The organism is Bacteroidota bacterium (assembly GCA_020402865.1).
Lineage (GTDB): Bacteria > Bacteroidota > Bacteroidia > Palsa-965 > Palsa-965.
This window is the reverse complement of record JADBYT010000011.1, coordinates 71,957-94,611: the sequence shown is the minus strand read 5'-3', so window position 1 is coordinate 94,611 and position 22,655 is coordinate 71,957. Positions and strand designations below refer to the sequence as shown.

The following is a 22,655-nucleotide window of genomic DNA, read 5'->3' as shown; positions in this document are numbered from 1 at the left end:
CAAAAAATAACCTCAATTTTTATTCCTTTCGTATATCATTCACCCCGATTTAACAAGAATTGGCGGGCGAATACGCCCAAACGACAGGAGGGCTGTCACTACGTCAGCACACTGTCAGTTTTAGGCAGTATATAATATCGTATATTTGAATGCGATTAGCTCATCTGCATGAAAACCTGGTCACGACTCCGGCTCTCACTTGTACGCGATAAACTTCAGGTCTTTTTCCTCGGGCTCTTGCTGGGCCTCGTGCTGGGCGGCGGTTTTTTTCTGCTTAAACTCGATGAGTATGTGCAGAAAATGGAATTCTATAAATCGCTCACCAGCAAAGACGATGATGCGCCGGCCGAAAAAAACAAACCCAAACCGGGCAATCGCGAAAAATCATCACGCAAAAACGAGCGTAACCCTTCAACCGGCAATACAGCTGCCAATATAAATGAAACCGATTCTACAGCCGTTTCAGACGGATCAGAAAGCGGCGGACCGGCGGGCGATGAAGACATTGACCTGCGAACAAATGAAATAATTGGTCAGGCTGTAGTACCACTGCGCAATTTTGATCAGTCTTCGGGTACCGACAGTGTGATGCGCAAGGAAGCCGGTGTACACGAAGAAGCATCGCGAAACATTACTGTGGAGTACTGGCGTTCTCCGTTGAACACAAAATATTACACCCTTACGCGAAGCCGTCTTGTGCTGTTTGGCTTTACCCCCGAAGACAAAATACAGCTTAGTAAAATCGACAATCAGATTTACATGAAAACACCCATTGGTGTGTTCCGGCTTGAGTACACTTCAAAAGATAAACCTTATGAACGGGTGTCTGACGAATCAGTGCTGAGTCGTATTAACGGATAAGCGGCATGCAAATCAGGTTTTATAAATATCAGGGTACGGGAAATGATTTTGTGTTGGTTGACGACAGGGAAAATGTTTTTCCCGAACACGATAAAAAACTTATTGAGCATATTTGCGACAGGCATTTCGGGATCGGAGCCGACGGGCTGATGCTGCTGCGCAATGAGCCGGGCTATGATTTCCGCATGGTATATTTTAATTCCGACGGTGCACAAAGTTCGATGTGTGGCAATGGCGGGCGTTGTATATGCCGTTTTGCGTTTGACCTGGGTATAGTGACCGATTCCGAAATAAAGTTCATTGCTGTGGATGGCCCGCATCATGCATTTATCAATGACGATCAGGTGCAGTTGAAAATGAGCGATGTGCACGAAGCTTCACTTACAGGCGGCGATTATTTTATCGACACCGGTTCGCCGCATGTGGTGCGGTTTATGAGTGATGTTTCGGCTCTGAATGTATTTGCGGCCGGGCGCGAGGTGCGTTACAGTGCGGCATATGCCGAAAAAGGCACCAATGTGAATTTTGTAGAGGTAATGGGACAAAATCTTTTTGTCCGCACCTATGAGCGTGGGGTGGAAAACGAAACGCTTTCGTGCGGCACCGGTGTTACGGCAGCTGCACTGGCGGCTTCGCTGCATGGCTTTGCACCCGATTCGGGCAGCATTGCGGTGGAAACACCCGGCGGAAGTTTGCATGTACACTATCACCGCCGCAATGGCGGTTTTGATGATATCTGGCTGGAAGGTCCGGCCCGATTTGTTTTTCAAGGCGAAATTACCGTATGAGCAGTACTGTTTCATCCATTCCCAACACCGATAAAATTAACTACGTCAATATCGGGTTAATGATTCTGGCACTTGGTGTGGCTTTTTACGTACCTTTTGAACTCTTTCTTTTTTCGTATGCCGTGCTGGGGCCCGGTCATTACCTCACCGAAATTTCGTGGCTGCAGAAACGCGGGTTCTTTTCAAAAGGTAAATACGATTATGTATTCCTCACAGTAGCGGCAGTGGTGTTGTTTCTGATTATCTATCTTATTTCTCCCAAAATAAAAATTGACCCTGAACTGCACAAAGGCATTACTACGTCAATTATCTACGTGGCTTTTGCGGGCGCGCTGGCCATGGTGCTCATCAAATCGGCCTTTTACCGGTTGCTTGTATTTTTAGTGATTGCGCTTACTGCACTCATCTCCAAAGAACTTTTTGTGTTGTTCTCGGTGTTTCTGCCCACGCTGCTGCATGTGTATGTGTTTACCGGAATTTTTATGCTTTACGGCGCACTCAAAGGCCGAAGCCGCAGCGGATATCTTTCAGTAATTGTGTTTGTTCTTTGTCCGCTGCTCATTGTGTTTCTGCATCCCGAATCAATGCCGATTACTGAATATGCCTCGCTGGCCTATGAAAAATTCAGGTTACTGAATCAGGAAACCATGGCGCTTTTTGATGACGATTATAAACTGATGTTCAGCAATACGCCTGAGGCTGTAATGGCTTATGGCGGCACGGTACCTGATTTATTTAAAGCCCGCTCACTTGCCGTTTACAATTCCGACATGGGTGTGGCCATCATGCGTTTTATTGCTTTTGCATACACGTATCATTATCTCAACTGGTTTTCAAAAACAACAGTCATTAAATGGCACGAAGTATCTAAAATGCGTCTTGTACTCATTGGTGTGCTTTGGGCATTGGCTGTGGGGTTATATGTGTGGGATTACAGCATTGGTTTTAATGTGCTGTTTCTGCTCAGTTTTCTGCATGTGTTTCTTGAATTTCCGCTTAACCACGTTACGTTTATCGGGGTTTGGAATGAGTTGTTTAAAGGCGGGGGCAAAGCGGGCAATGCTAAACCGGCGGCTGTGCAGGGGCGCCGGTAATTTGTGTTGCTTTGCATAACTTTGCTGCTGCATGATGAAATTAGCTGTTACACCGCTGCGGCATTGGGACGAACTAAAGGAGGGAAGCTGGATTGTGCTTCTTCGCATACATCGTCCGCCGCCACATCTGCTGCTGCTGCATGAAAATGCCTGTTGGTCGCTGCATACAGGCGGAACCCAGCAGGGCGAAGACAGCTCATCACTTTTCAGGCTTATTGAGCGACGGCAGTTTCCGGCTTTGTTTGTGCGCTGGAATTTACCGCATTCAGCAGATGCAAGGGAGCAGCTGAGTGAAATTTTTGCCGCTTATACACGCATCTGTCCCGGCGGACTGACCTGTCTGGCTCCGCTTCGCAGTTTGGCGGTGGCGCAGGGGGTAGAAGAGGCAGCCGAAGCCGGTTTCATTTTTGAACTGCTGCCATTGTTGCAGAAACAGCAGCAGCTTGGGGCGTGTATAGCAGTGTTTGTGGAGCAGCCGGAGATTGAATTGCCCGTGTACACTGCCGCCGATATCGACCGGGCAATTGCCCGTGAGGTGTTGCAATAAGTTCGCAGCCAAACATTTTGTGTATATTGGCATCATCGTATGTCGCATCAGATCCAGTTATTGCTTGGTGAACGAATCCGCCTGCGTGCTCTTGAGCCGCAGGATGTGGATGCATTATACAAGTGGGAAAACGATCCGGCCATCTGGAAAGCCAGCAACACACTTGCTCCGTTTTCGCGTTTTGTGCTTGAGCAGTACATCGCCAGCTCGCACCTTGATTTGCATACGAACAAACAGCTGCGGCTGATGATTACCACGCGCGACGGGAAGGATGTAGGCTGCATTGACCTGTTCGACTTTGATCCGGCCCACCAGCGCGCAGGCGTGGGCATACTCATTGCACACGAAGAAGACCGCGGAAAAGGTTATGCCTCTGAAGCACTTTCGCTGCTCATTCAGTATTGCTATCACGTGCTGCATCTGCATCAGCTTTACTGCAATGTAACGGTTGACAATGAAGAAAGTGTAATGCTTTTTCAGCGTCACAAATTCCTCATTACCGGTATTAAAAAAGACTGGATCCGTGTGGGCGATAATTTTGTGGATGAACTGCTGATGCAGCTTGTGCGCAAAGGTCACTGAGTACTTTTCCTCTTCAATTCCACATACACGCCAAGCTGCAAAAAGTCGCGGCCGGTTTCGTCGTTTATGCGATAGTCGAACTGATGCAGATAGCCGGCCATGAGTGTAAGTTTGGGTGTGATGCGGTAGTTGAAATTAAACGCCAGCCTGTTTCGCTCGAAATAGGGTTCGCGGTTGGTGAAAAACAATTCGTTGCTTACACTAAGCTGAAAAGGCTTTATGCCGTTTACCGGTTTCCCGAACGGATACAGCAGCGAGAGGCGATATCGGAACCGGTTGCGGTAGCCGTTTGAGGTGAACCGAAACTCGGCGCGGTAGCGCTGCTCAACCGTAAAGCGGCCCAGTTGCTGGCTTAACTGCACCTGCGGCCAGAGGCGGAATTCATCGTTGTTTTTTGGCGTAACAAAATTGCCGCCTTCGCGGTATGTATCGTAATCGCCTGCGCCGAGTGCAAGTCGCAAACCGGGCAGGGCCTTGTATTCGATACCGCCTTTGTATTCGTAGTAATGAAAGTGATTGTAAAAGCGCAACGAACGCAGCTGGGCTTCGGCAAACAAACTGAGTTTGCCGGTGAGGCCGTATTTTACCTGCACAATGTTCCAGCTGCCCAGACTTGCCTGCTGTGCGCGTAAAGCAAAGCCCGGAAACATAATGCACAGCAAAAGGATAAATGATAAACGCATCAGACGCATGGTTTCAAAAGTACGATGCAGGTTTCACGCTTACGGACTTGGCAATGCGGTTTTTAATTCATTACCGGTCAACGCTTTTTTTAATGGGCATTAACATTAAAAAAACAAAACCAGGCTTGCATTTTCCCGGCATATAAACCGTAATTTTAGGGCAACTATTATCCCCGGCATTTCAATCACACGTGAGCAAACGCATTTTCACTTTTCGTTTTTCATGGCCGTTTTTTGCGCTGTGTGTGCTTCTTGCCGCAGTGGCAGCCTGTTCGGGCAGCGATGATAAAAAGCCTGCGGCCGATACGGTTGCCGCCTCAAGTCCCTACCTCAACCACAGCGATTCGGCCAAATACGTGGGCATGAACACCTGCAAAGGCTGCCACCAGAATATTTACGAAACGTTCATTCACACCGGCATGGGCCGCTCGTTTGATACAGCCAACACGGCAAAAACGTCGGCCAGTTTCGGAAACAATTCCACTATTTACGACAAGTACCGCAACCTCTGGTATCACAGCTATTTCAGCGGCGGCAAAATGTTTATCAGCGAATACCGGCTCGATGGGCGTGATACGATTTACAAACGCACCGAGCAGGTGGATTACATTGTAGGTTCGGGGCAACACACCAATTCGCACATTTATTCGGTAAACGGCTATCTGTTTCAAATGCCCATGACGTTTTACACGCAAAAGGGCAAGTGGGATCTGCCGCCGGGTTTTGAAGACGGGCACAACTCGCGGTTTGATCGCAAGATCGGCTTGGAGTGTATGAGTTGCCACAACACCTTGCCCGGTTTTGTAAAAGGTTCGGAGAATAAGTTTACCGAAATTCCCGACGGCATTACCTGCGAGCGTTGCCACGGGCCCGGCTCCATACATGTGCAGCAGAAAATGGCGGGCAATCTGGTAGATACGTCCAAATTCATTGATTACTCCATTGTAAACCCCGGCAAGCTGCAACCTGATTTACAGTTTGATGTGTGTCAGCGTTGCCATTTACAGGGCAATGCGGTGCTGCAGCCGGGCAAATCGTTTTTTGATTTTAAGCCCGGCATGAAACTGAATTCGGTGATGACGGTGTTTATGCCCAAGTACGAGGGTGCCGAAGATGAATTTATAATGGCTTCGCATGCCGAGCGGTTGAAAATGAGCGCCTGCTTTTTGCAGTCGCAGCCCAAAGGCGGTGTGCAGGATGAGTTGCATCCGTACCGCAGCAGCTTTACGTGTGTAACCTGCCACAATCCGCACATTACGGTAAAGCAAACGGGTTCGGCCACATTCAACGCTACTTGTACGGGCTGCCATGCGCCGGGAAGCACAAAGAGTAAGCTGCATGGCTGCAATGCGCCGGTAAAAACGCTAACTGCGGCACAAAACGATTGTGTATCGTGTCACATGCCGCGCTCGGGTTCTATTGATATTCCGCATGTCACTGTGCACGATCACTGGATCAGAAGGCCGGCGGCGGATGCAAAAGCGGAAGGCGCAAAAACGGCAGCTGATGTAAAGAAGTTTCTTGGTTTGTATGCGGTGAATGATCCCAACCCTTCGGCACAAACCAAGGGCCGGGCGTATTTGCAGCAGTACGAGAAATTTACGCCCGATCCGCAGTTTCTGGATTCGGCCAAACGCTTTTTGCCTGATTTACGCAGCAATTTCTGCGAACTTGTGCAGCTTTCTTTTTTGCGCAACGATTTTGCCGGTGTGGTGGCGCTGGTTAACCGCACAGGTGTGCGCACGGCCTTAGACAGTGTGCTGCTGCGCGAAAGCTGGGATAACCATCATGCCTGGGCGGCGTACCGTATCGGCGAATCGTATTACAAAACCGGCAATGCGCAAACCGCCGAACTCTTTTACAAAAAAGCCGCCGACCTTGCGCCGTTTCATCCTGATTTCCGCGCCAAGTACGGCTTGGTGCTGGCCGTAAACAAAAAGAATTTCGAAGCCCGCACACAGCTGCAGATGGTGCTTGATGCCTATCCGAAACATGTGCAGGCCAACACCAACCTCGGCTACCTCTGGCTGCTCGAAGGCAACGACCAGAAAGCCGAGCAATGCTACAAAACCGCGCTCAGGTATGATCCTGACGATGATCAGGCGCTGCTTAACATGGCCGGTTTGCAGCTTTACCGGGGCAACAATGCCGCCGCACTTGCGTTAGTAAATCAATGTCTGAACGTACACCCCGAAAATCAGCAGGCCAAACAGCTGCAGCAACAGCTGAAACAGCCGAACCGGTAAATAGCATGGCATCCAAATCATCTTCACCCGTTAAAAAAATTATCCTTGTTGTGCTGCTGCTTGCACTGGCTGCGGGCGGCTGGATGGGCTGGAATATGTTTCTGCGCGGCAATGTGCAAACCAAAGACCACAGCCCTGAGTTTTTGTATGTGCGCACCGGCAGCACCATGGAAGACCTCATGGCGCTGCTCGAAACAAAGAAGCTGATCAAAGACCGCGCTTCGTTTGAGTGGATGGCCAAACTCAAAAAGTTTGAAACCGTAAAGCCCGGCCGCTACCGCATTAAAGACGGCATGAGCAACCGCGAACTCATTAACCTGCTTGCCGCCGGTTTGCAGGAGCCGGTTACGTTTACGTTTAACAGTGTGCGCACAAAAGAGCACTTAGCCGGCAGGGTAGGAGGCAAGCTCGAAGCCGATTCGGCCGCGCTGCTGGAGTTGCTTAATGATGATTCGTACCTCAGCAAATACGGATTGAACAGCAGCAATGTAATGACGCTGTTCATGCCCGACGAATACAGCTTTAAATGGAACACTTCGGCCGAGGAATTTATGCAAAGCATGGCGGCGGTGTATAAGGATTTCTGGACTGCCGAGCGCAAACAGCTTGCGCGCAGCATTGGCCTTAGTCAGACCGAAGTGATTACACTTGCCGCCATTGTAGAAGCCGAGCAAAGCCGCTATGCCGATGAACGCCCCACCATAGCCGGTCTCTACATGAACCGCCTTAACGAAGGCATGCCGCTGCAATCGGACCCGACTGTGATTTACGCGCTTGGCGATTTCAGTATTCAACGTGTGCTGCGCAGCGATCTGGATGTGAATTCGCCCTACAACACGTATCGCAACAAAGGCTTACCGCCCGGCCCCATCCGCCTGCCGCAGCCCGAAAGTATTGATGCGGTGCTCAGCTACAAACGCAACAATTATATCTACATGTGTGCCGAGTATGGCACCGGCCGCCACAAATTCACCAGCAGCTACGATCAGCATTTAAAAAATGCAGAGGCGTATCAGAAAGCGTTGGATAAAGCGAATATTAACAGGTAATAAAAACTCCCCGCAAGCGAATTGGGTGCGGGGAGTTTTGTTGAATCAGGGTTGAGGAGGTAGCGGGCATAAATTGCCATATACCTGCTTCGCAATTGATGTGGGATTGCCATTTACGCCATCACACTCGCAATTACAGTTGCCACTTGGCGGGCAAAGTGTACCAAAGTTAAATGCTGAAACATAAAAATCAGGAATATCATCACCATCAATATCTATTCCCTCAGGCTCCAATTCAACATAGCAGGGAGGTTCATTCTCTGCTGCTACATTCTTTATTGGAACAAACAAAAAGCAATGTTGATTAGTTGCTGTTAACGCATTGTAGATACGAATTCCGGTAGCATCAGAAAATAAGCTAAAGAATGCTCTGAATTTTCTAATATCAAAATCAGAATAAATGGTTTCAGTACCATTGTAATTTTTCACATTCTTGTAGCCTTGAACCATATTCAGTGCTACTTGTGGAGGAACGGGTGTGCCCGGTGCGATGGTGCGGGCAATTAGCATTTTTAATGTTTTGCTCATCGTTTTTAGTTTTTGTTTGAGCAAAATTGAGTATATGAATCTATGCGATTTAAGCTGTAAGTTTTTGTAACTTCAGTGATAATTGTAACTAGTTGACATATAATAATAAGGGGGAATAACGGCTGTGATTTTTCACCCTATTTATCCGTCAATTATCCTAAAATAAAAGTGTGACTTACCCCCGGAAAAACACCCGCTTCAACATCCTAAAAGTTATCTTTACCTGCATGCGAATCTTAGTAATTCTCCTCATCTGCTCACTTAGCATCGCATTTCAGCAGGCAGAAACAGCAACCCGAAAAGCGGCTGCGTGCTATTTGCACGTAAATGAAGCACTGAAAAAGGATAAACTGCTTAGTCACGAATACATCGGATTGACACACTGCGGCGGGCGATTGAAAGGATACTATTTCCCGAATGATACCAATTATTGTTTGCTGATAGATCGGAATTGTGGTGAGTGTGCATGTACCCAAACAGAAACCTATTATATGAATGGTAAAGTTGTGTTTGTACTTCGGCAAAAAAAGACACATACGAAAACTCAGGAATATTGTCCCGGCTACACGAAAGGTGAAGATGAGCGGTTCTGGTTTTCTAACGGCATGGTGGTACGTTATCAGTTGGGAAGCAAAGTATTTACGGGCGATACATTACGCTACATCAATAACGTGTATGCAGAAGAACAATGTGTAAATGAGCGCATTGCAGACTTGCCCTCCTTAAAGCGTTGAACAAGTATGCCCCGGTGGCTGAGCTTGTCGCGGTGGCTGAGTCCCCGCAATTTCTGCGGGGATCGAAGCCACCGCAGCACATAATCTATTGCTGCATAGTCAGGTGGCTGAGTTTGAAGAAGCCACAGGACGATGCAGCCATGTCGTGATATGCAAATCCGTCGGGAATCGGTATCTTTACCACACCCGAAAACAGCTTAACCCCGCATTAACACGATGTCGGCCGAACACACATCCGAAGCACCTTTTACGCAGTTTCTGCATGGCCTTTTTGAAACGGGCGATGCGGTGCTGAATGATTCGTTGCTGCCGGTGAGTGAAACCGACTGGCAAACGGCCTCTGCCTTGCTGCGCGAAGCTTATACAGCTGATGTGCTGCATGTTCCGGCCGATGCGCCTGCTTTTCACGAAGCAGCGGCCAACTGGGCGGCACTGCATTTTTACCGCGCGGCGCAACTCACTTTGCTGCGGCAGGTGGAAGAGGCCGAAGTGCTTGAACTGCTCAAACCCTTTGCCGATGAACAAACACCCGAAGCACACTACAGCGCCGACCTCGTACTGCGCCACCTGCCCCGGCTGCATCAGCTGGCAGCCGGCCTCGCGCCGGGCGATGTACTTGTAAAATGCATCCGCCACACGGCGCAGCACTGGCCCCTCTCCGGCACAGGCATTGCCACCGAAAGCACGCCCGACCCCGGCAGCATCACCCAACACACCGGCCTGCTTACTTTTTATGCCGACCGCATCATTGCCCTGCACGATAAACAACGTGCCGCGCATCCTGCCCTGCATCAGCACATCAAAGCCGCACTCGGCGATTACGCCCTGCAGCTCTGGCCCGAACTCGATACCGATTTACTTCAACCGCCCGCACCCTTAGCCAATGAACACACTGCCTGACACACTGCCCCAGGCCGAAGCACTGAACCGCGCCCTGCAACACCTCAAAGATACCTTTGTGGGCAAAGACGATATTGCCGACCTCATGGGCATCAGCCTTGTGGCGCGCGAAAATCTTTTTCTGCTCGGCCCGCCCGGCACCGCCAAAAGTGCGCTTGTGCGCGAACTGGCACTCACGCTCAACGGCCGCTCGTTCGAATACCTGCTTACCCGTTTCACCGAGCCCAACGAAATTTTTGGTCCGTTCGACATCCGCAAACTCCGCGAAGGCGAACTGGTCACCAACACCGAAGGCATGCTGCCCGAGGCCAATCTGATTTTTCTCGACGAGCTGCTCAATGCCAACAGCGCCATTCTTAACAGCATGCTTATGGTGCTCAACGAACGCGTGTTCAGGCGCGGACGCGAGCGGCGCGATTTGCCGGCGCTCATGATTGTGGGCGCAAGTAACCACCTGCCCGAAGACGAAGCCCTGCGCGCACTCTTTGACCGTTTCCTGCTGCGCGTACGCTGCGATTATGTGGATCCGCAACAGATGAATGAACTGCTGGATGCCGGCTGGGCCATTGAACAAAAGCAGCCCCGCAAGCCGCGCCCGCAGCTGGATGCAGACGATGTGCTGTTTTTGCAGCAGCAACTGGCTACGGTTGATCTGCAGCCGGTGCGCAGTGCATTTATCCAGCTCATTACACAGCTGCGCAACGCGGGTGTGCCCGTGTCTGACCGCCGCGCGGTGAAACTGCAACGCCTCATTGCGGCCAGTGCGCTGCTTTGCCACCGCCACACGGCGCTGGTGAGCGATTTGTGGGTGATGCGCTACATCTGGGATACCAATGAGCAGCGCGAACTGATTGAAGGCATTGTAAACGCCGTGGTGGAAAACGACCAGAGCGAAGCGGCACACCATCCGCGTGCAAAGCAGCACGAGCGGCCCGATCCCGAAGCGCTTTACGCCGAAGTGGTGCAGCTGGCCGAACAATGGAACAATCCCGACACAAGCTTTTCGGAGCGTGCGGTGATTAAAGACCGCCTGCGTTTCCTCAACGGCCGCACGGCATGGATTGCCAACGACGTGCAGCGCAATTATGTGCAGCAGCCCGTAGATGAGCTGTGGCAGAAAATTATTCAGGCCAGCTGATGAAACGCATTTACCACCTTGCCCAACACCGCAGCCATGAGCTTGGCGCTGTGCGCGTATTGCCGCAGCTGAAGGGCGCATTGCACAACGGTGTGTGGTGGATTGGCGACGAAGCGGAGGAAACCGATGCGCGTTTGCTGCACATTGGTTTTGACGCGCGGCTGGTGGTGGGGCGCGATCATTTCCTTTTTCCCGAAGGGCACATTACGCCCGTGAGCCGTTTGCCTGAGCTTGACTGGAAGCCGCTGGGTGAGTTGTTTCCGCTGGAGTTGCCCGTGTCGGCAATGGCGGGGCAGGTGAATGCGCATGTGGAAGTAAAATTAGCAGCCAGTGAAGTGCCGCGGCAAAGCAGTGTGCTGCTCACCAATTTTTTTCTGTGGAAAGAGTATTGCGAAACGGCGCCGCAGATACGTCTTTCGCGTTTGTTTTTTGCGGCTTCGCAAAGTGGAGAAGTGCTGGTGGGCGGCGATATTCTTCCCGCACTGCCCGGCACCGAATACTGGGCACGCGGCCCGCTGCTGCTGCCTGCGGGTTTTGATCTGGAGCTGCCTGCGCTGGAAAGTTTACTCATCAAAAAATTAGTGCCCGACAATGATGCACTGGTGTTGCTGCACAGCAACGGCAGCATGGAAACCGTGCCGAAGATTATGTGTGTGCCTGCTTCGCGCAGCGGGGTGCGGCGCATGAGTGAGAAAGGAGGGTGGTTGTGAGTGAGGTAATGACAAAAATTACAGCAGCTGATTATTTCGGTGCTTCGCAGCAGTGGTGCTGGCATTGGGCCGAAGGGCTGAAAGTGATAGAGTGGGAAAATAAAGAGACACTTATTTACCGCGAAGATTTGCTGGCGGTAATGAAAGAGATACAACCTTCGGGTTTGCCGCATATAAATACCTTGTTGTTTGTGCTGGCGGCCTGCCGGCTTTCGCCGGAGGAGATGGAATTGAAGAAGGAGTTGTTTACCGGTGGATTAAGGCACTGGAAAGAAGTTTCCTCTTCGCTTGAAGCGATGTATAAAGGGCGTGGTATGGCTGCAGATGCTTTTGTGTTTCTGAAACACATTGCTCTACTTCCCGAAAGCTACCGCACCGGAAAAGCGCGTACGCATTTGCTGCGCAGCCTGCCCGAACTGTTTGCTATTCATGCGGAAGATGCAGCGGGTATTGTGGCTGAGTTTGAATCGGGCAGGTATGATGAACAGATTCTGAAAAAGGGGATTGTGACGCGGGCTGCAGTTGAACATACGTTTACACAACTGGCAGCGCTCGGCAAACGCATCACTTCGCCCAAGCAGCTTGCACACATACTCGACACCGGTCTTGCGCAGTTGCCCGTGCCGTTGCAGGAACTCAGTCCCGAGCCGGTGATAGACCTGCTGGGCAGTTTGCAACACGAACAGGAAACAGAAGGTATTGCCAGCCTCACGCAGGCTATTCTGAAAGTATTCCGCATTCCGCCGTTGAGTGTAAGCAACGATGATCAGCAGCTTGGCGGCGTATCAGACATCAGCAACCGGGGGCCGCTGCATCGTTTGCTGCTCAGCGAACTGGCCAACGACGACGATTTGCTCATGGCGCGTTTAGCCAACAACGAAGCCATGTACCTGCGCCGCGAATCGCCGCCCAATACACCCGAGCGGCGGCGCATCCTGCTTATTGATACTTCGCTGCCGCTTTGGGGCAAGCCGCGCGTGTTTGCCGTGGCGGCGGCATTAGCCTGTGCGCAGCAAAACAAACACATCAGCAGCACCGAGGCTGTTATGCTTGGCGGCACACGCAGCGAGCCTGTGGCCCTGCATACGCCCGAAGGCGTGCGCAACGCACTCACCCGACTGCAACCCGCCCTGCACAGCGGCGATGCATTGCTGCACATACTCCGTCAAACCAGCAAGGCCGACGAAGAATACATCCTCATCACCGCCGAACCTCTGCTGCACGACCCCGATTTTCTGGCGCGGCTGCTGCCCGTGCAGGAAAAACTGGCCTACCTTATTGCCGTAAACCGCAACGGACGTTTTACACTTTACCGCTGCTCGGCATCCGGCCGCGAAGAACTTCTCGCCGCCACCTTTGACCTCGACCAATTACTTTTTCCCGAAAGGAAAATCACGCAGAATACGCCCGCACATTTCCCCAACACCCGCAAAAAGAAACGATCCAACCGCAGTTATCCCGAATACACCAAACAACTCCCGTCATTTTTTGAACAGGAAAAAATACCATTGCTGTTTGCCGCTAAAGGCTGTAAAATAAAAGCACCTGATTTTTACTATGCCCCGGCTTACGGCATTGTGGTAATTAACGATAACCGCCGCATTCTTTTCTTTCCAAACACCACCGGTGTAGCTGGCTACGAACTGCATCCCTGCATGAATGAACACGACAAGCCGCAGGGCAATTTTCATTTGTGGCATTTCTCCGAACACGGTGAACTGGTGCTCGGCTATCACGATAAAGAAAATCAGGTATTCAGACTGCTTTCGTTTTCGCTTACCGGAAATGACACGCAGGAACTCATTATTCCGGGCTTTTACGGCAAGCAGGTGTGGATGTGTGCACAAGGTTTTGCCAATTGGGACGGAAGTATTGCTGAAGTGTATGATGTGCAATCGGGATCGGTTAAGCGAATGGCTTATAACGATGCCCGGCATACCGGTACGCACGGCCATTTAACGGGAATCAACAAAAAAGAGATAAAGAAACGCATCAATCCCGGCTACAGCGCATTTGATACACAGTCGTTTTTTGCGCTTGATGATCTGGGGCGTTTGTTTGCTGATCAGAAAGTACTGGTGTGTGAAAACGATAAGTTGTACTGGCGTGAAGCGCAGGGCTGGGACCGGCAGCAATACAACCGGGTAATGCTTTATGATAAAAAAATAGTATGTACGGCAAACCTGCAGCGCTTTGAAATTGCCCCGCTCCAGGCCTACAACCGCGCCGATACCGGTGTGGCCGAATGGCCCGATGGCAGTGTGATTATTCAGGATCACCGGGGCTTTATTCATTTCAGAAGTGCGAACAGAAGCATTCCTGATTTTTCAATCGTGAGTATTTCGGAAACCGATACAACGGTGTGGATTTCAAACGGCATGTATGCCGGTAATGCACTGTTTGTACCGCCGCAATATCGACATAAACGTATTGATGTGCGCGAATTTATGCGCACCTGTCTCGAACCATTTCTGCAAAACCTCCGCAACCGGTGAAACTGACCTTACATCCCGCTTCGCGTCCGGCAGGACCTGTGGCCGCTGCGTTTATCGGCAGTGCCGATCCGGCTGTGTGGCTGCGCGCGCTGAGCGGCTGGGGACTTGATTCGGAAGAGGTGCGCGCGTATGTGGTGCCGCAATCGCTGCGCACGGCCGAGCCGCTGGGCCTGCTGGTGGTGTTTGGCAGCCGCGTGCCCGATGAAGCCGATATTGCTGCGCCCTACACCTGTGTGGCCGGTAAACTTTTTATTCCGTGTCAGGCCACACTCACACCCGCTTTTACGCCCGATGAACTTGCACAGCGTTTGCTGTATCCGGTGCAGGTGTTTCATCCATCGGCCGGGCTGGTTGGTTTTGATGCAACCGATGCGTTTTCGTTTGCACCGCTGCTGCAATGTACAGCGCCTGCCGAAGGCAACTGGAACGAAGCACTTACACCCGCACCGGAATTTCCGCCGCTGCAAAGTGTGGGCATGCCCCGCGCCAGTGCCGATAATTTTATGCAGCAGGTACAGCAGGAAATTGGCGCAAAGCCCCTGCGGCAGATTTTAAGCAACGAAGAACGCAGCCGGCAAACCGACGGACTGCAAACGCTAAGGCTTGGCCTGCTCGGGTTAGTTAACCGCATGCTGGGTGGTAAAAGCAAAGACAACAATACGGCCGCCGCATTTTTGGTAAAGCTGTTTACGTTTCTGGGCGTGGCTTATCTATCGCTGCTTAGTGTGGCCGGATTAATTGCCAACCGTCCGGGCTGGCGCGATGCGTTTTTATGGATTGTTTCGGCCATTGTGCTGCTGCTGGTGTTTGGCTTTATTGCCACACAGGAAGACAAAGGCAAACGCTGGAAAAATGCAGGCCTTGTGGTGGGGATTATTCTCATTGTGGCGGGGGCTGTTCAGCTTGTATTGCTCATTGTGCAGGTGGCCGTGTATCAGCATCCGGCGGCTATGATAATACTTACGCTGGGTTTATCGGCGGCGCTGTTGCTGGCTTTGTACCGTAAAGTAGTAACAGAAAAAAAATCAGCACTGCAGTCGCTCAACTATCTCCGGCAGCTAAATGCGTTTACCATTTTTATCACCACCGTGTTGTTGTGTGTGGCGCTGATGCAGGTGTTTGTAACGGGAACGATTTCGGGAGGGATGTGGTTTGTGCTGGGTGTATCGGTTGCGGTGATGTTGCTGTATCCGAAAGTGGCCGAACAATTACAGCCCGGCGCTCAGTCTTCTCCGCAGAATGCTGCGGCACAGCCTTCGGGCAGCAGTACTGATTTTCCGTGGCTTATGGCTTTGCTTTGGGCGGGTGGAATTGCGCTGGTGCTTTTACTGGTGTTTAATGTGATTTCGTTTGCCACACTTTGGAAAATGGCGTTGTGGACAGGCGGAATATTGCTCGCTTTTCATCTTATCGGGCGGTTGCGGCGCAATGTGGCTGTGCGCCCGGGGCAAGCAGCAGCAGCAAACAGGCAGGATGGCAGTGCCGATTTTGGTATGTATATTCTGCTTGGGCTGATTGTGGCGGGCGGTATTCTTGCCGTGATTTTATTGCTGCGCAGCGGTGTGGTAAGCATGGGCATTACACCTGTGCTGCTGATTGCATTTTTTGTAATCCGCCTGTTGATGCACGGTGTGATAGAAAACCGGCGAAACCGGGCATCTGCGCCACAACCTGCGCGTGCTGTGCGGCCTTCGTGGTTTTCGCGGTTGATGAACTGGCTGCGCGGCAGTGGCGGTGCGGCGCAACACGCTGCTGCGGTTTCGGACACCAATGCACAACGTGGCTGGTTTAGCCGCTGGCGGCAGCGTGTGCGCGAACGGGTGCAGCGAAGTCTGGAAGAGTTGCAGAAGCGCCGCGAATCGGAGCTCGACCGCTTGGTGCGCATGATGGACGAAAATCCCGACGAAGGTCTGCAGTATGCCGTGCCGCTGAACAGCGATTACTTAGGGCGCGGCGGCGACAATGGCTGGGACAGTCTCTCGCGCGGTTTGCCTGATTTCAGTCTGGGCGGCCTCGGACGTGGCGGCGGCGGTTCGTTTACCTCGGCCGAGCATTACCAGAAACTCCGCGAACGCTACATAAAGCAGGCCAACCTGCTGCTCGAAAAAGGCGATTACCGCAAAGCCGCTTACGTGTATGCACACCTGCTCGGCGATTTGCACAGCGCGGCCAGCGTGCTCGAACAGGGCCGCTATTTCCGCGAAGCTGCTGCATTGTACAAAGACCATATCAAAAACCAGCTGCTGGCCGCACAGTGCCTCGAAAAAGGCGGACTGCTGGCCGAAGCCGCCGAAGAATACCGCGAACTGAAACAGCACGAAAAAGCCGGCGACCTTTACCGCATGCTGGCCCACGAAGAAAAGGCGCAAAGCATGTATCAGCTTTGCGTAGAGCAGGCGCTGGCCCAGCAAAATTACCTCGAAGCCGCCCGCCTGCAGCACGATAAGCAGCACCTCACCGCCGCCGCCGAAGAATCGCTGCTCATGGGCTGGAACAGCATGCACCCGCAGGAAAACTGCCTGCACCGCTATATTGCCCTGCGGGCAGAGCAGGACGAAAGTGCCGCACACACCGCGCAGCGGCTTTATCAGACCGGCCTTAAAGTGCAGCAGGAACAAATTTTCCTCAACCAGCTCAGGCTCATTTACCAGCATGCCGCGCCCGACAGTGCTGATGCCGCCCTGGCGCAGCAACTGGCCCTGCGCCTCATCAGCACACAGGCGCTCGAAGGCAAGCACACCGCACTCAACCAGCTGCCGCATTTCACCCACAGCGACAGCCTCGTGCAGGCCGATGCAAGCCGCTACATTGTTCAGAACCGCATACACACGCCGCAGCCCGCTGCAATGTCGAAAATACAACGCATCAATTTGCCCAAAGGTGTATTGTGGCGCAAACTCATTACCGGCAGCCGCTACTGGGTGGCGCTGGGCGAAGCCGAGCAGAAACTAAGCATGGTGCGCATCAGTGCCTCCGGCGAAACCGAGCAGTTCAACTGGACCGACCCGTTTACCGAAGCCGTCGAAAACCTCGAAATACAGCATCATCCGCTCCTGCCCGATGTAATACAGCTCCGCAACCGCCACACCTTGCAGGTGCTTTGCAACGGCTACATGGCAGCCTCCTCGCCGCATCCGGCTGCGCTGGCAGCCGTATTTTTCGATTACCTGCCCGAAAGGCTGCTGGCTTATTCGGCCGGCGAACACGAAAACTCCTGCTGGGTGCTGCTCTATCATCCCCAGCTTTCGCTGCAATACTGGGAAGAAGGAAAACTTCTCAAACAACTCGACCTGCATTTCGAATACGCCCCGCCCGAAGCACTTACCGAAGGCAGCCAGTTTGCCTCTTACGGCTATTATGCCGATGGATTTTTTTATTGCAATTACCTCAATTATCACCTCAAAATAAACACCACAAACGCACTTGCCGATTTTATTGAATTGCCCGATGCAGCCTACAACCTGCAGTTTTCGGCCTATCACAGTAACCCGATGTGCTGCATGGCCGGCTACCACGATATTTTTGTGGTGCAGCCGGGCACGCAAAAAGTATGGCGCAAAATTTTGGGCGAGTTTGTGAGTGAAATCACCTTCATCAGCTACAAACACATCGCTTATTACCGCGAAGGCCAGCTGGTGGTGTGCAAACTGGACGAAAACGGCGAAATGCCCGTGGTTTTTCGCCGCCCGGTGGGTAAGGAACTTATCAGCCTCAGTGCCGCCGGACGAAACAAAATTGCCTGGCTCGAACAGGGCGGTGTGCTGCATGTGCTTGATGTGCCGCTGGGTTTGTAAACCGCTGCCCAACCAACAGGGCTTTTCGCTATTTTTGCTCTCCTTAAACTGAAACGTATGTACCAGATCAAATTCGGCACCGACGGCTGGCGGGCCATTATAGCGAAAGAATTTACCGTTGAAAATGTAGCCCGCGTTACCGAAGGCACCGTAAAATGGCTTAAGCAGCAAAAGCCCGGCGCCGCTGTGGTAGTTGGACACGACTGCCGTTTTGCCGGCGATCTGTTTGCCGAAACCACCGCCAAAGTGCTGCTTCACCACGGCATCAAAGTGTATCTGGCCAAAGGTTTTGTGAGCACGCCCATGGTATCGCTCGGTGCGCGCAACTACGGTGCCGATTTGGGCATTATCGTAACCGCCAGTCACAACCCGCCGTCGTACAACGGCTATAAACTCAAGGCTTCCTACGGCGGCCCGCTTTCGCCCGAAGGCATTGCCGAAATTGAACCGCTCATTCCCGAAGTGGCCGAAACGCCGCTCGACAGTCTTAAACTGGCTGATTTCGAAGCCTCGGGCCTGCTCAAAATTGTGCCGCTCGAAGACGATTACATCCGCCACGTAGAAGCCAGCTTCGATCTCGATGCCATCCGCAATTCGAACCTCAATCTGGCGTATGATGCCATGTACGGTGCCGGACAAAATGTAATCCGTCGTTTATTCCCCGATGCCACCCTGCTGCATTGCGAGCACAACCCGAGTTTCGACGGACAGGCGCCGGAGCCTATTCTGCGCAACCTCGAAGAGTTTGCCAGCGTGATCCGCGAATCGGGCGATATTGATGTGGGCCTCGCTACCGACGGCGATGCCGACCGTATCGGCCTGTTCGACAGCAAGGGCAATTTTGTCGATTCGCACCACATCATTCTCCTGCTCATTCACTACTTAGCCAAATACAAAGGCATGCGCGGCAAAGTGTGCACCGCGTTCAGCACCACTGTGAAAATTAAGAACATCTGTGAGCACTATGGCTTGCCGCTCGAAGTGGTGAAAATCGGCTTCAAATACATCTGCGGCATCATGGTGAAGGAAGATGTGCTGGTGGGCGGCGAAGAATCGGGCGGTATTGCCATAAAAGGCCATATTCCCGAGCGCGACGGCATCTGGATGGGCCTTGTCATCTGGGAATTCATGGCCAAAAGCGGCAAATCGCTCAACGCCCTCATCGAAGAAGTATATGCCATTACCGGCACCTTCGCCTTCGAACGTATCGACCTGCACCTCGAAGAAGCCGACAAAAACCGCATCGTAGCCAACTGCAAAAACGGCACCTACAAAGCCTTCGGCAACTACACCGTAGCCCGCGTGGACGATCTCGACGGCTGGAAGTTTTTTATCGACGAGAACCGCTGGGTAATGATCCGCGCCTCAGGCACAGAGCCGGTGCTGCGTACCTACGCCGAGGCCGCTACCCGTGAGGAGGCATTTGCTATTCTGGAGGCAGCGCATAAGACGTTGCTGGGGTAGGGGAGTTGGAAGTAGATAGTTTGAAGCCGCTTTTGAGTTTTTTAAGAGCGGCTTTATTTATGTTTGATTTGTACAGTATCATTTATACATTGGTAATTTCAGATATGGAGAAACAAAATCAAATACAGGTTTTTGAAGATAAACACGTGAGGTCTGTTTGGGATGCTGAACAGGAGAAGTGGTATATCTCCATTGTGGATGTGGTGGCTGTATTGACTAACAGCCCAAATCCAAGAAAGTATTGGAGTGTACTGAAAACAAGGCTTAAAGCTGAGGGAAGTCAGTTGGCTACAAATTGTAGTCAACTGAAAATGCCGTCGGCCGACGGTAAATTATATCTTACTGATGTCGCTGATACAGAGCAACTTTTTCGTCTTATTCAGTCTGTTCCCTCGCCAAAAGCAGAGCCGTTTAAACTGTGGCTGGCTCAGGTAGCGGCTGAGCGGTTAGACGAAATGCAGGATCCTGAACTGTCAATCGATAGAGCTTTAGAACAGTACATGAATCTTGGCTACTCTGAAAGTTGGATTAATTAACGACTAAAAAGTATTGAAATTAGAAAAGAACTTACGGATGAATGGAAAAAGCGTGGCTTGAAGGAAGGTATTCAATTTGCCACACTTACTGACATAATTACTAAAGCATGGAGCGATAAAACGACAAAAGAATATAAAATTCTGAAAGGTCTGAAAAAGGAAAATCTGCGCGACAACATGACCAATACAGAGCTTATATTGAACATGCTTGCGGAAGCATCTGCAAAAGACATTTCAGCAGCCATCAGGCCCAACACTTTCGACGAAAGCAAAGAAGTAGCAAAACAAGGTGGCAATGTAGCTAAAGTAGCTCTTTAAAGAACTCGAAGCCAGAACGGGCAAAAAGGTGGTGACTTCTCTTAATGCCAAGACTGCATTGCAATTGGATAAGGGAAGCAAGAAACAAAGTAAAAAGAAGCGATAAAAGTTTCAAGACTAAAACCGCTGGGTGATGATGATCCGCGCCTCAGGCACAGAGCCGGTGCTGCGTACCTACGCCGAGGCCGCTACCCGTGAGGAGGCATTTGCTATTCTGGAGGCAGCGCATAAGACGTTGCTGGGGTAGGGGAGTTGGAAGTTTTGTAAACATTTAAAACCGCTTCTTTTTTGAGGCGGTTTTTTTTGTTGAAAAAATGGGTAATGTTAAGAGGCTGTTTAAATTTTTCCTTCGGCTTTGTGATAAGTGGATTTTTCCCTATCCTGCGTTGTATTTCTTGTCGATACTATCTAAGTATCGCCTGCGAAAAGCGCTTTGTCGGAGAAAAAATTTACTTATCACAAAGTGATGTTTTAAAAACAGGTATTATGAAACATTTTTCGGCAATCCGCATACTAATTCTGCTCGTGTGTATTCCATTATTTACACAGAGTATTCTTTATGATGAAGAAGTGGTTATCAATAACCTGCTTGTTTTTAAAACCGAACTTCATGCACTGCTTACAGCCCGCGAGCTTCCGCCCGGTACCCGTATCATTGTAACCGACCTTAGTTCGCAGCAGGCAAAATCAGACGCATGGACGGTAAACAAAGAGAATGAACTTGTACACCCTTCTACCGCATACGCATGGGTTGACGAGGAGTCGTTTTCAATTTGGCAGTCGGACGAAAAAGTAAATCTGATTCCAATTTATTACCACAGTCAGTTTTTACCTGATACAAACTATGTGGGCACTGACGGAAAAACCACAACGATACGGCACATCAAAACAACCAACCAGTATATCTATACAAAAACAAGATATAGTAACGGCAGACTTACCGATTCGGTTTATTATCACCAGTTTGGTGATACGGCATTCAGGTATGTGAGCTACTTTTCCTTTGATGAACCATTGAGTCTATACGTGAATCAATATATTCATCTTCCTGATCCCGGTTATCTGAAAACCACATCTTCATTTACCGATACTTCGTTCGAGAAGTACCGTAATGATACTGAACGAAAGGTGCATCTGCTGACAAAAGACAAAAAGGGCAGAATTGTGGAAGTGAGAGTTACCAATTACGAACAGTCAACTGATGAGATTACCGCCATACATAAAATGAAAATAATTTATCCGGCTTCACCCAAATAATAGATAGTCAGTTTTTCATCCGCATTGCTTCATCGTTTTATACTGTTGTGTATTTAAACAGCTGGCAAGTGTTTACTTCATTGGCCCGACAAACAAAGCGCAATGCTTTTGCATGAGCAGATATGCAACTTGCAGCCACAATGCCTGAGAGGCTTTGCCCTGTCAAACCGAAGAAGTTTGTTAATTCTGCAATTATGTATTTTTACAAGCCTCTTACAAACCCTGCAAATCAATCTGGTGAAAACTAATTCGCCACAAGAAGAAATAACATGCTTGAATTTCAATTAAAGAAACACAAAGGACGATTAATCACAATAAGTATTTGGTTTACTGTGTCTTTTGCAGTATTTGTACTAGTCATATTTGGAATGATTGTAAAATTTAAGTGGAATTATTTAATTGTATTTGCGGCTTCAATAGTTGGTATTGGGTATTATGGTTATTTCGCATTGGGCTTTTGGTTTGAAAATGCAAAAACAATTTCGTTTTACATGAATAAAGAACGATTGCATTGGATTGCAAAAGATAAAGCGGGGAATAAAGTTTACGAAAACAGTGTGGGGCTTGAGCAAACCGCGTATGTTGAAATAGCAGAATACCGGACAAAAATAATGAACGACCGCTACCTGAACTTACTTGATGCGCGCAAGAATACAATAAGGGAGCAGGAATTCTACAATGAATTTTATGCGTTAAGTCAGAAAGAATGGCAGGAGGTGATTTTATTGATCGTGAATTCAGTAGAACGCATTAATGCATATAATCCCAGTCAGTTTGATACAAAGCAGAAATTGTAAAATGCAAATTTTGATATGCGTAGTATTTTGTATCTGTACCAGTTTGCCCCAACTATTCCCCCAAAACTTCCGCCTCTAAATTTTCAACAGTCTCCACCATACATGCCACTCAGGTTGTATCTTGTCGCCCTAAA

19 protein-coding genes and 1 pseudogene are annotated in these 22,655 nt (G+C 50.4%); 18 read left to right on the top strand and 2 right to left on the bottom strand.

What is annotated here, in order from left to right:
* Positions 1–168: 168 nt before the first annotated feature.
* The 5 genes from IM638_09715 to IM638_09695 are packed head-to-tail and all read left to right on the top strand — an operon-like array spanning position 169 to position 3,872.
* Positions 169–861 carry a hypothetical protein gene (locus tag IM638_09715; protein ID MCA6363304.1) on the top strand — a complete coding sequence of 231 codons (693 nt, stop codon included), beginning with the start codon at positions 169–171 and terminating at the stop codon, positions 859–861.
* 5 nt (positions 862–866) lie between these two features.
* The gene (locus tag IM638_09710; protein MCA6363303.1) at positions 867–1,649 is read left to right on the top strand and encodes a diaminopimelate epimerase; all 783 of its coding nucleotides are present in this window, start codon (positions 867–869) and stop codon (positions 1,647–1,649) included.
* Positions 1,646–2,743 (top strand): hypothetical protein, encoded by a 1,098-nt coding sequence (locus tag IM638_09705; protein MCA6363302.1) that lies wholly within the window; start codon positions 1,646–1,648, stop codon positions 2,741–2,743. Before IM638_09710 ends, IM638_09705 begins: the two co-directional genes overlap by 4 nt.
* A gap of 31 nt (positions 2,744–2,774) precedes the next feature.
* Positions 2,775–3,290 carry a hypothetical protein gene (locus IM638_09700; GenBank protein ID MCA6363301.1) on the top strand — a complete coding sequence of 172 codons (516 nt, stop codon included), beginning with the start codon at positions 2,775–2,777 and terminating at the stop codon, positions 3,288–3,290.
* A 39-nt stretch (positions 3,291–3,329) separates the two neighbouring features.
* Positions 3,330–3,872 carry a GNAT family N-acetyltransferase gene (locus tag IM638_09695; protein ID MCA6363300.1) on the top strand — a complete coding sequence of 181 codons (543 nt, stop codon included), beginning with the start codon at positions 3,330–3,332 and terminating at the stop codon, positions 3,870–3,872.
* On the opposite strand, the gene IM638_09690 is transcribed toward IM638_09695, so the two are convergent.
* On the bottom strand, positions 3,866–4,555 hold the full coding sequence (locus tag IM638_09690; GenBank protein MCA6363299.1) for a DUF2490 domain-containing protein: 690 nt from the start codon (positions 4,553–4,555) through the stop codon (positions 3,866–3,868). The two genes, IM638_09695 and IM638_09690, sit on opposite strands and share 7 nt — an antisense overlap.
* 191 nt (positions 4,556–4,746) lie before the next feature.
* On the opposite strand from IM638_09690, the gene IM638_09685 reads away from it, so the two are divergent.
* Both IM638_09685 and mltG read left to right on the top strand, forming a co-directional pair.
* Entirely contained in the window at positions 4,747–6,801 is a 2,055-nt protein-coding gene (locus IM638_09685; protein ID MCA6363298.1) for a tetratricopeptide repeat protein, read from the top strand.
* Positions 6,802–6,806: 5 nt separating this feature from the next.
* Entirely contained in the window at positions 6,807–7,850 is a 1,044-nt protein-coding gene (gene mltG, locus IM638_09680) for an endolytic transglycosylase MltG (GenBank protein MCA6363297.1), read from the top strand.
* Positions 7,851–7,895: 45 nt separating this feature from the next.
* Here mltG and IM638_09675 read toward each other — a convergent pair whose 3' ends face one another.
* The gene (locus IM638_09675; GenBank protein MCA6363296.1) at positions 7,896–8,378 is read right to left on the bottom strand and encodes a hypothetical protein; all 483 of its coding nucleotides are present in this window, start codon (positions 8,376–8,378) and stop codon (positions 7,896–7,898) included.
* Between the two features lie 227 nt (positions 8,379–8,605).
* On the opposite strand from IM638_09675, the gene IM638_09670 reads away from it, so the two are divergent.
* From IM638_09670 to IM638_09620, 11 genes and pseudogenes are all read left to right on the top strand, one after another.
* Positions 8,606–9,112 (top strand): hypothetical protein, encoded by a 507-nt coding sequence (locus IM638_09670; GenBank protein ID MCA6363295.1) that lies wholly within the window; start codon positions 8,606–8,608, stop codon positions 9,110–9,112.
* 216 nt (positions 9,113–9,328) lie between these two features.
* On the top strand, positions 9,329–10,012 hold the full coding sequence (locus tag IM638_09665) for a hypothetical protein (GenBank protein MCA6363294.1): 684 nt from the start codon (positions 9,329–9,331) through the stop codon (positions 10,010–10,012).
* Positions 9,996–11,150: an AAA family ATPase gene (locus tag IM638_09660; protein MCA6363293.1), complete on the top strand. Its 1,155-nt coding sequence runs from the start codon at positions 9,996–9,998 to the stop codon at positions 11,148–11,150. The genes IM638_09665 and IM638_09660 overlap by 17 nt, the downstream gene beginning before the upstream one ends.
* Positions 11,150–11,860, top strand: a complete 711-nt coding sequence (locus IM638_09655) for a hypothetical protein (GenBank protein MCA6363292.1) — start codon at positions 11,150–11,152, stop codon at positions 11,858–11,860. Before IM638_09660 ends, IM638_09655 begins: the two co-directional genes overlap by 1 nt.
* An 8-nt stretch (positions 11,861–11,868) precedes the next feature.
* Entirely contained in the window at positions 11,869–14,355 is a 2,487-nt protein-coding gene (locus IM638_09650; protein ID MCA6363291.1) for a hypothetical protein, read from the top strand.
* Positions 14,352–18,149 (top strand): hypothetical protein, encoded by a 3,798-nt coding sequence (locus IM638_09645; protein MCA6363290.1) that lies wholly within the window; start codon positions 14,352–14,354, stop codon positions 18,147–18,149. Before IM638_09650 ends, IM638_09645 begins: the two co-directional genes overlap by 4 nt.
* A gap of 57 nt (positions 18,150–18,206) precedes the next feature.
* Positions 18,207–19,613: a phosphoglucomutase/phosphomannomutase family protein gene (locus IM638_09640; GenBank protein MCA6363289.1), complete on the top strand. Its 1,407-nt coding sequence runs from the start codon at positions 18,207–18,209 to the stop codon at positions 19,611–19,613.
* Positions 19,614–19,717: 104 nt separating this feature from the next.
* A pseudogene (locus IM638_09635) lies at positions 19,718–20,573 on the top strand (Bro-N domain-containing protein).
* A 27-nt stretch (positions 20,574–20,600) separates the two neighbouring features.
* On the top strand, positions 20,601–20,714 hold the full coding sequence (locus IM638_09630; protein MCA6363288.1) for a hypothetical protein: 114 nt from the start codon (positions 20,601–20,603) through the stop codon (positions 20,712–20,714).
* A 239-nt stretch (positions 20,715–20,953) separates the two neighbouring features.
* On the top strand, positions 20,954–21,724 hold the full coding sequence (locus tag IM638_09625; GenBank protein ID MCA6363287.1) for a hypothetical protein: 771 nt from the start codon (positions 20,954–20,956) through the stop codon (positions 21,722–21,724).
* Between the two features lie 269 nt (positions 21,725–21,993).
* Positions 21,994–22,521 (top strand): hypothetical protein, encoded by a 528-nt coding sequence (locus IM638_09620; protein ID MCA6363286.1) that lies wholly within the window; start codon positions 21,994–21,996, stop codon positions 22,519–22,521.
* The last annotated feature ends 134 nt before the right edge of the window (positions 22,522–22,655 follow it).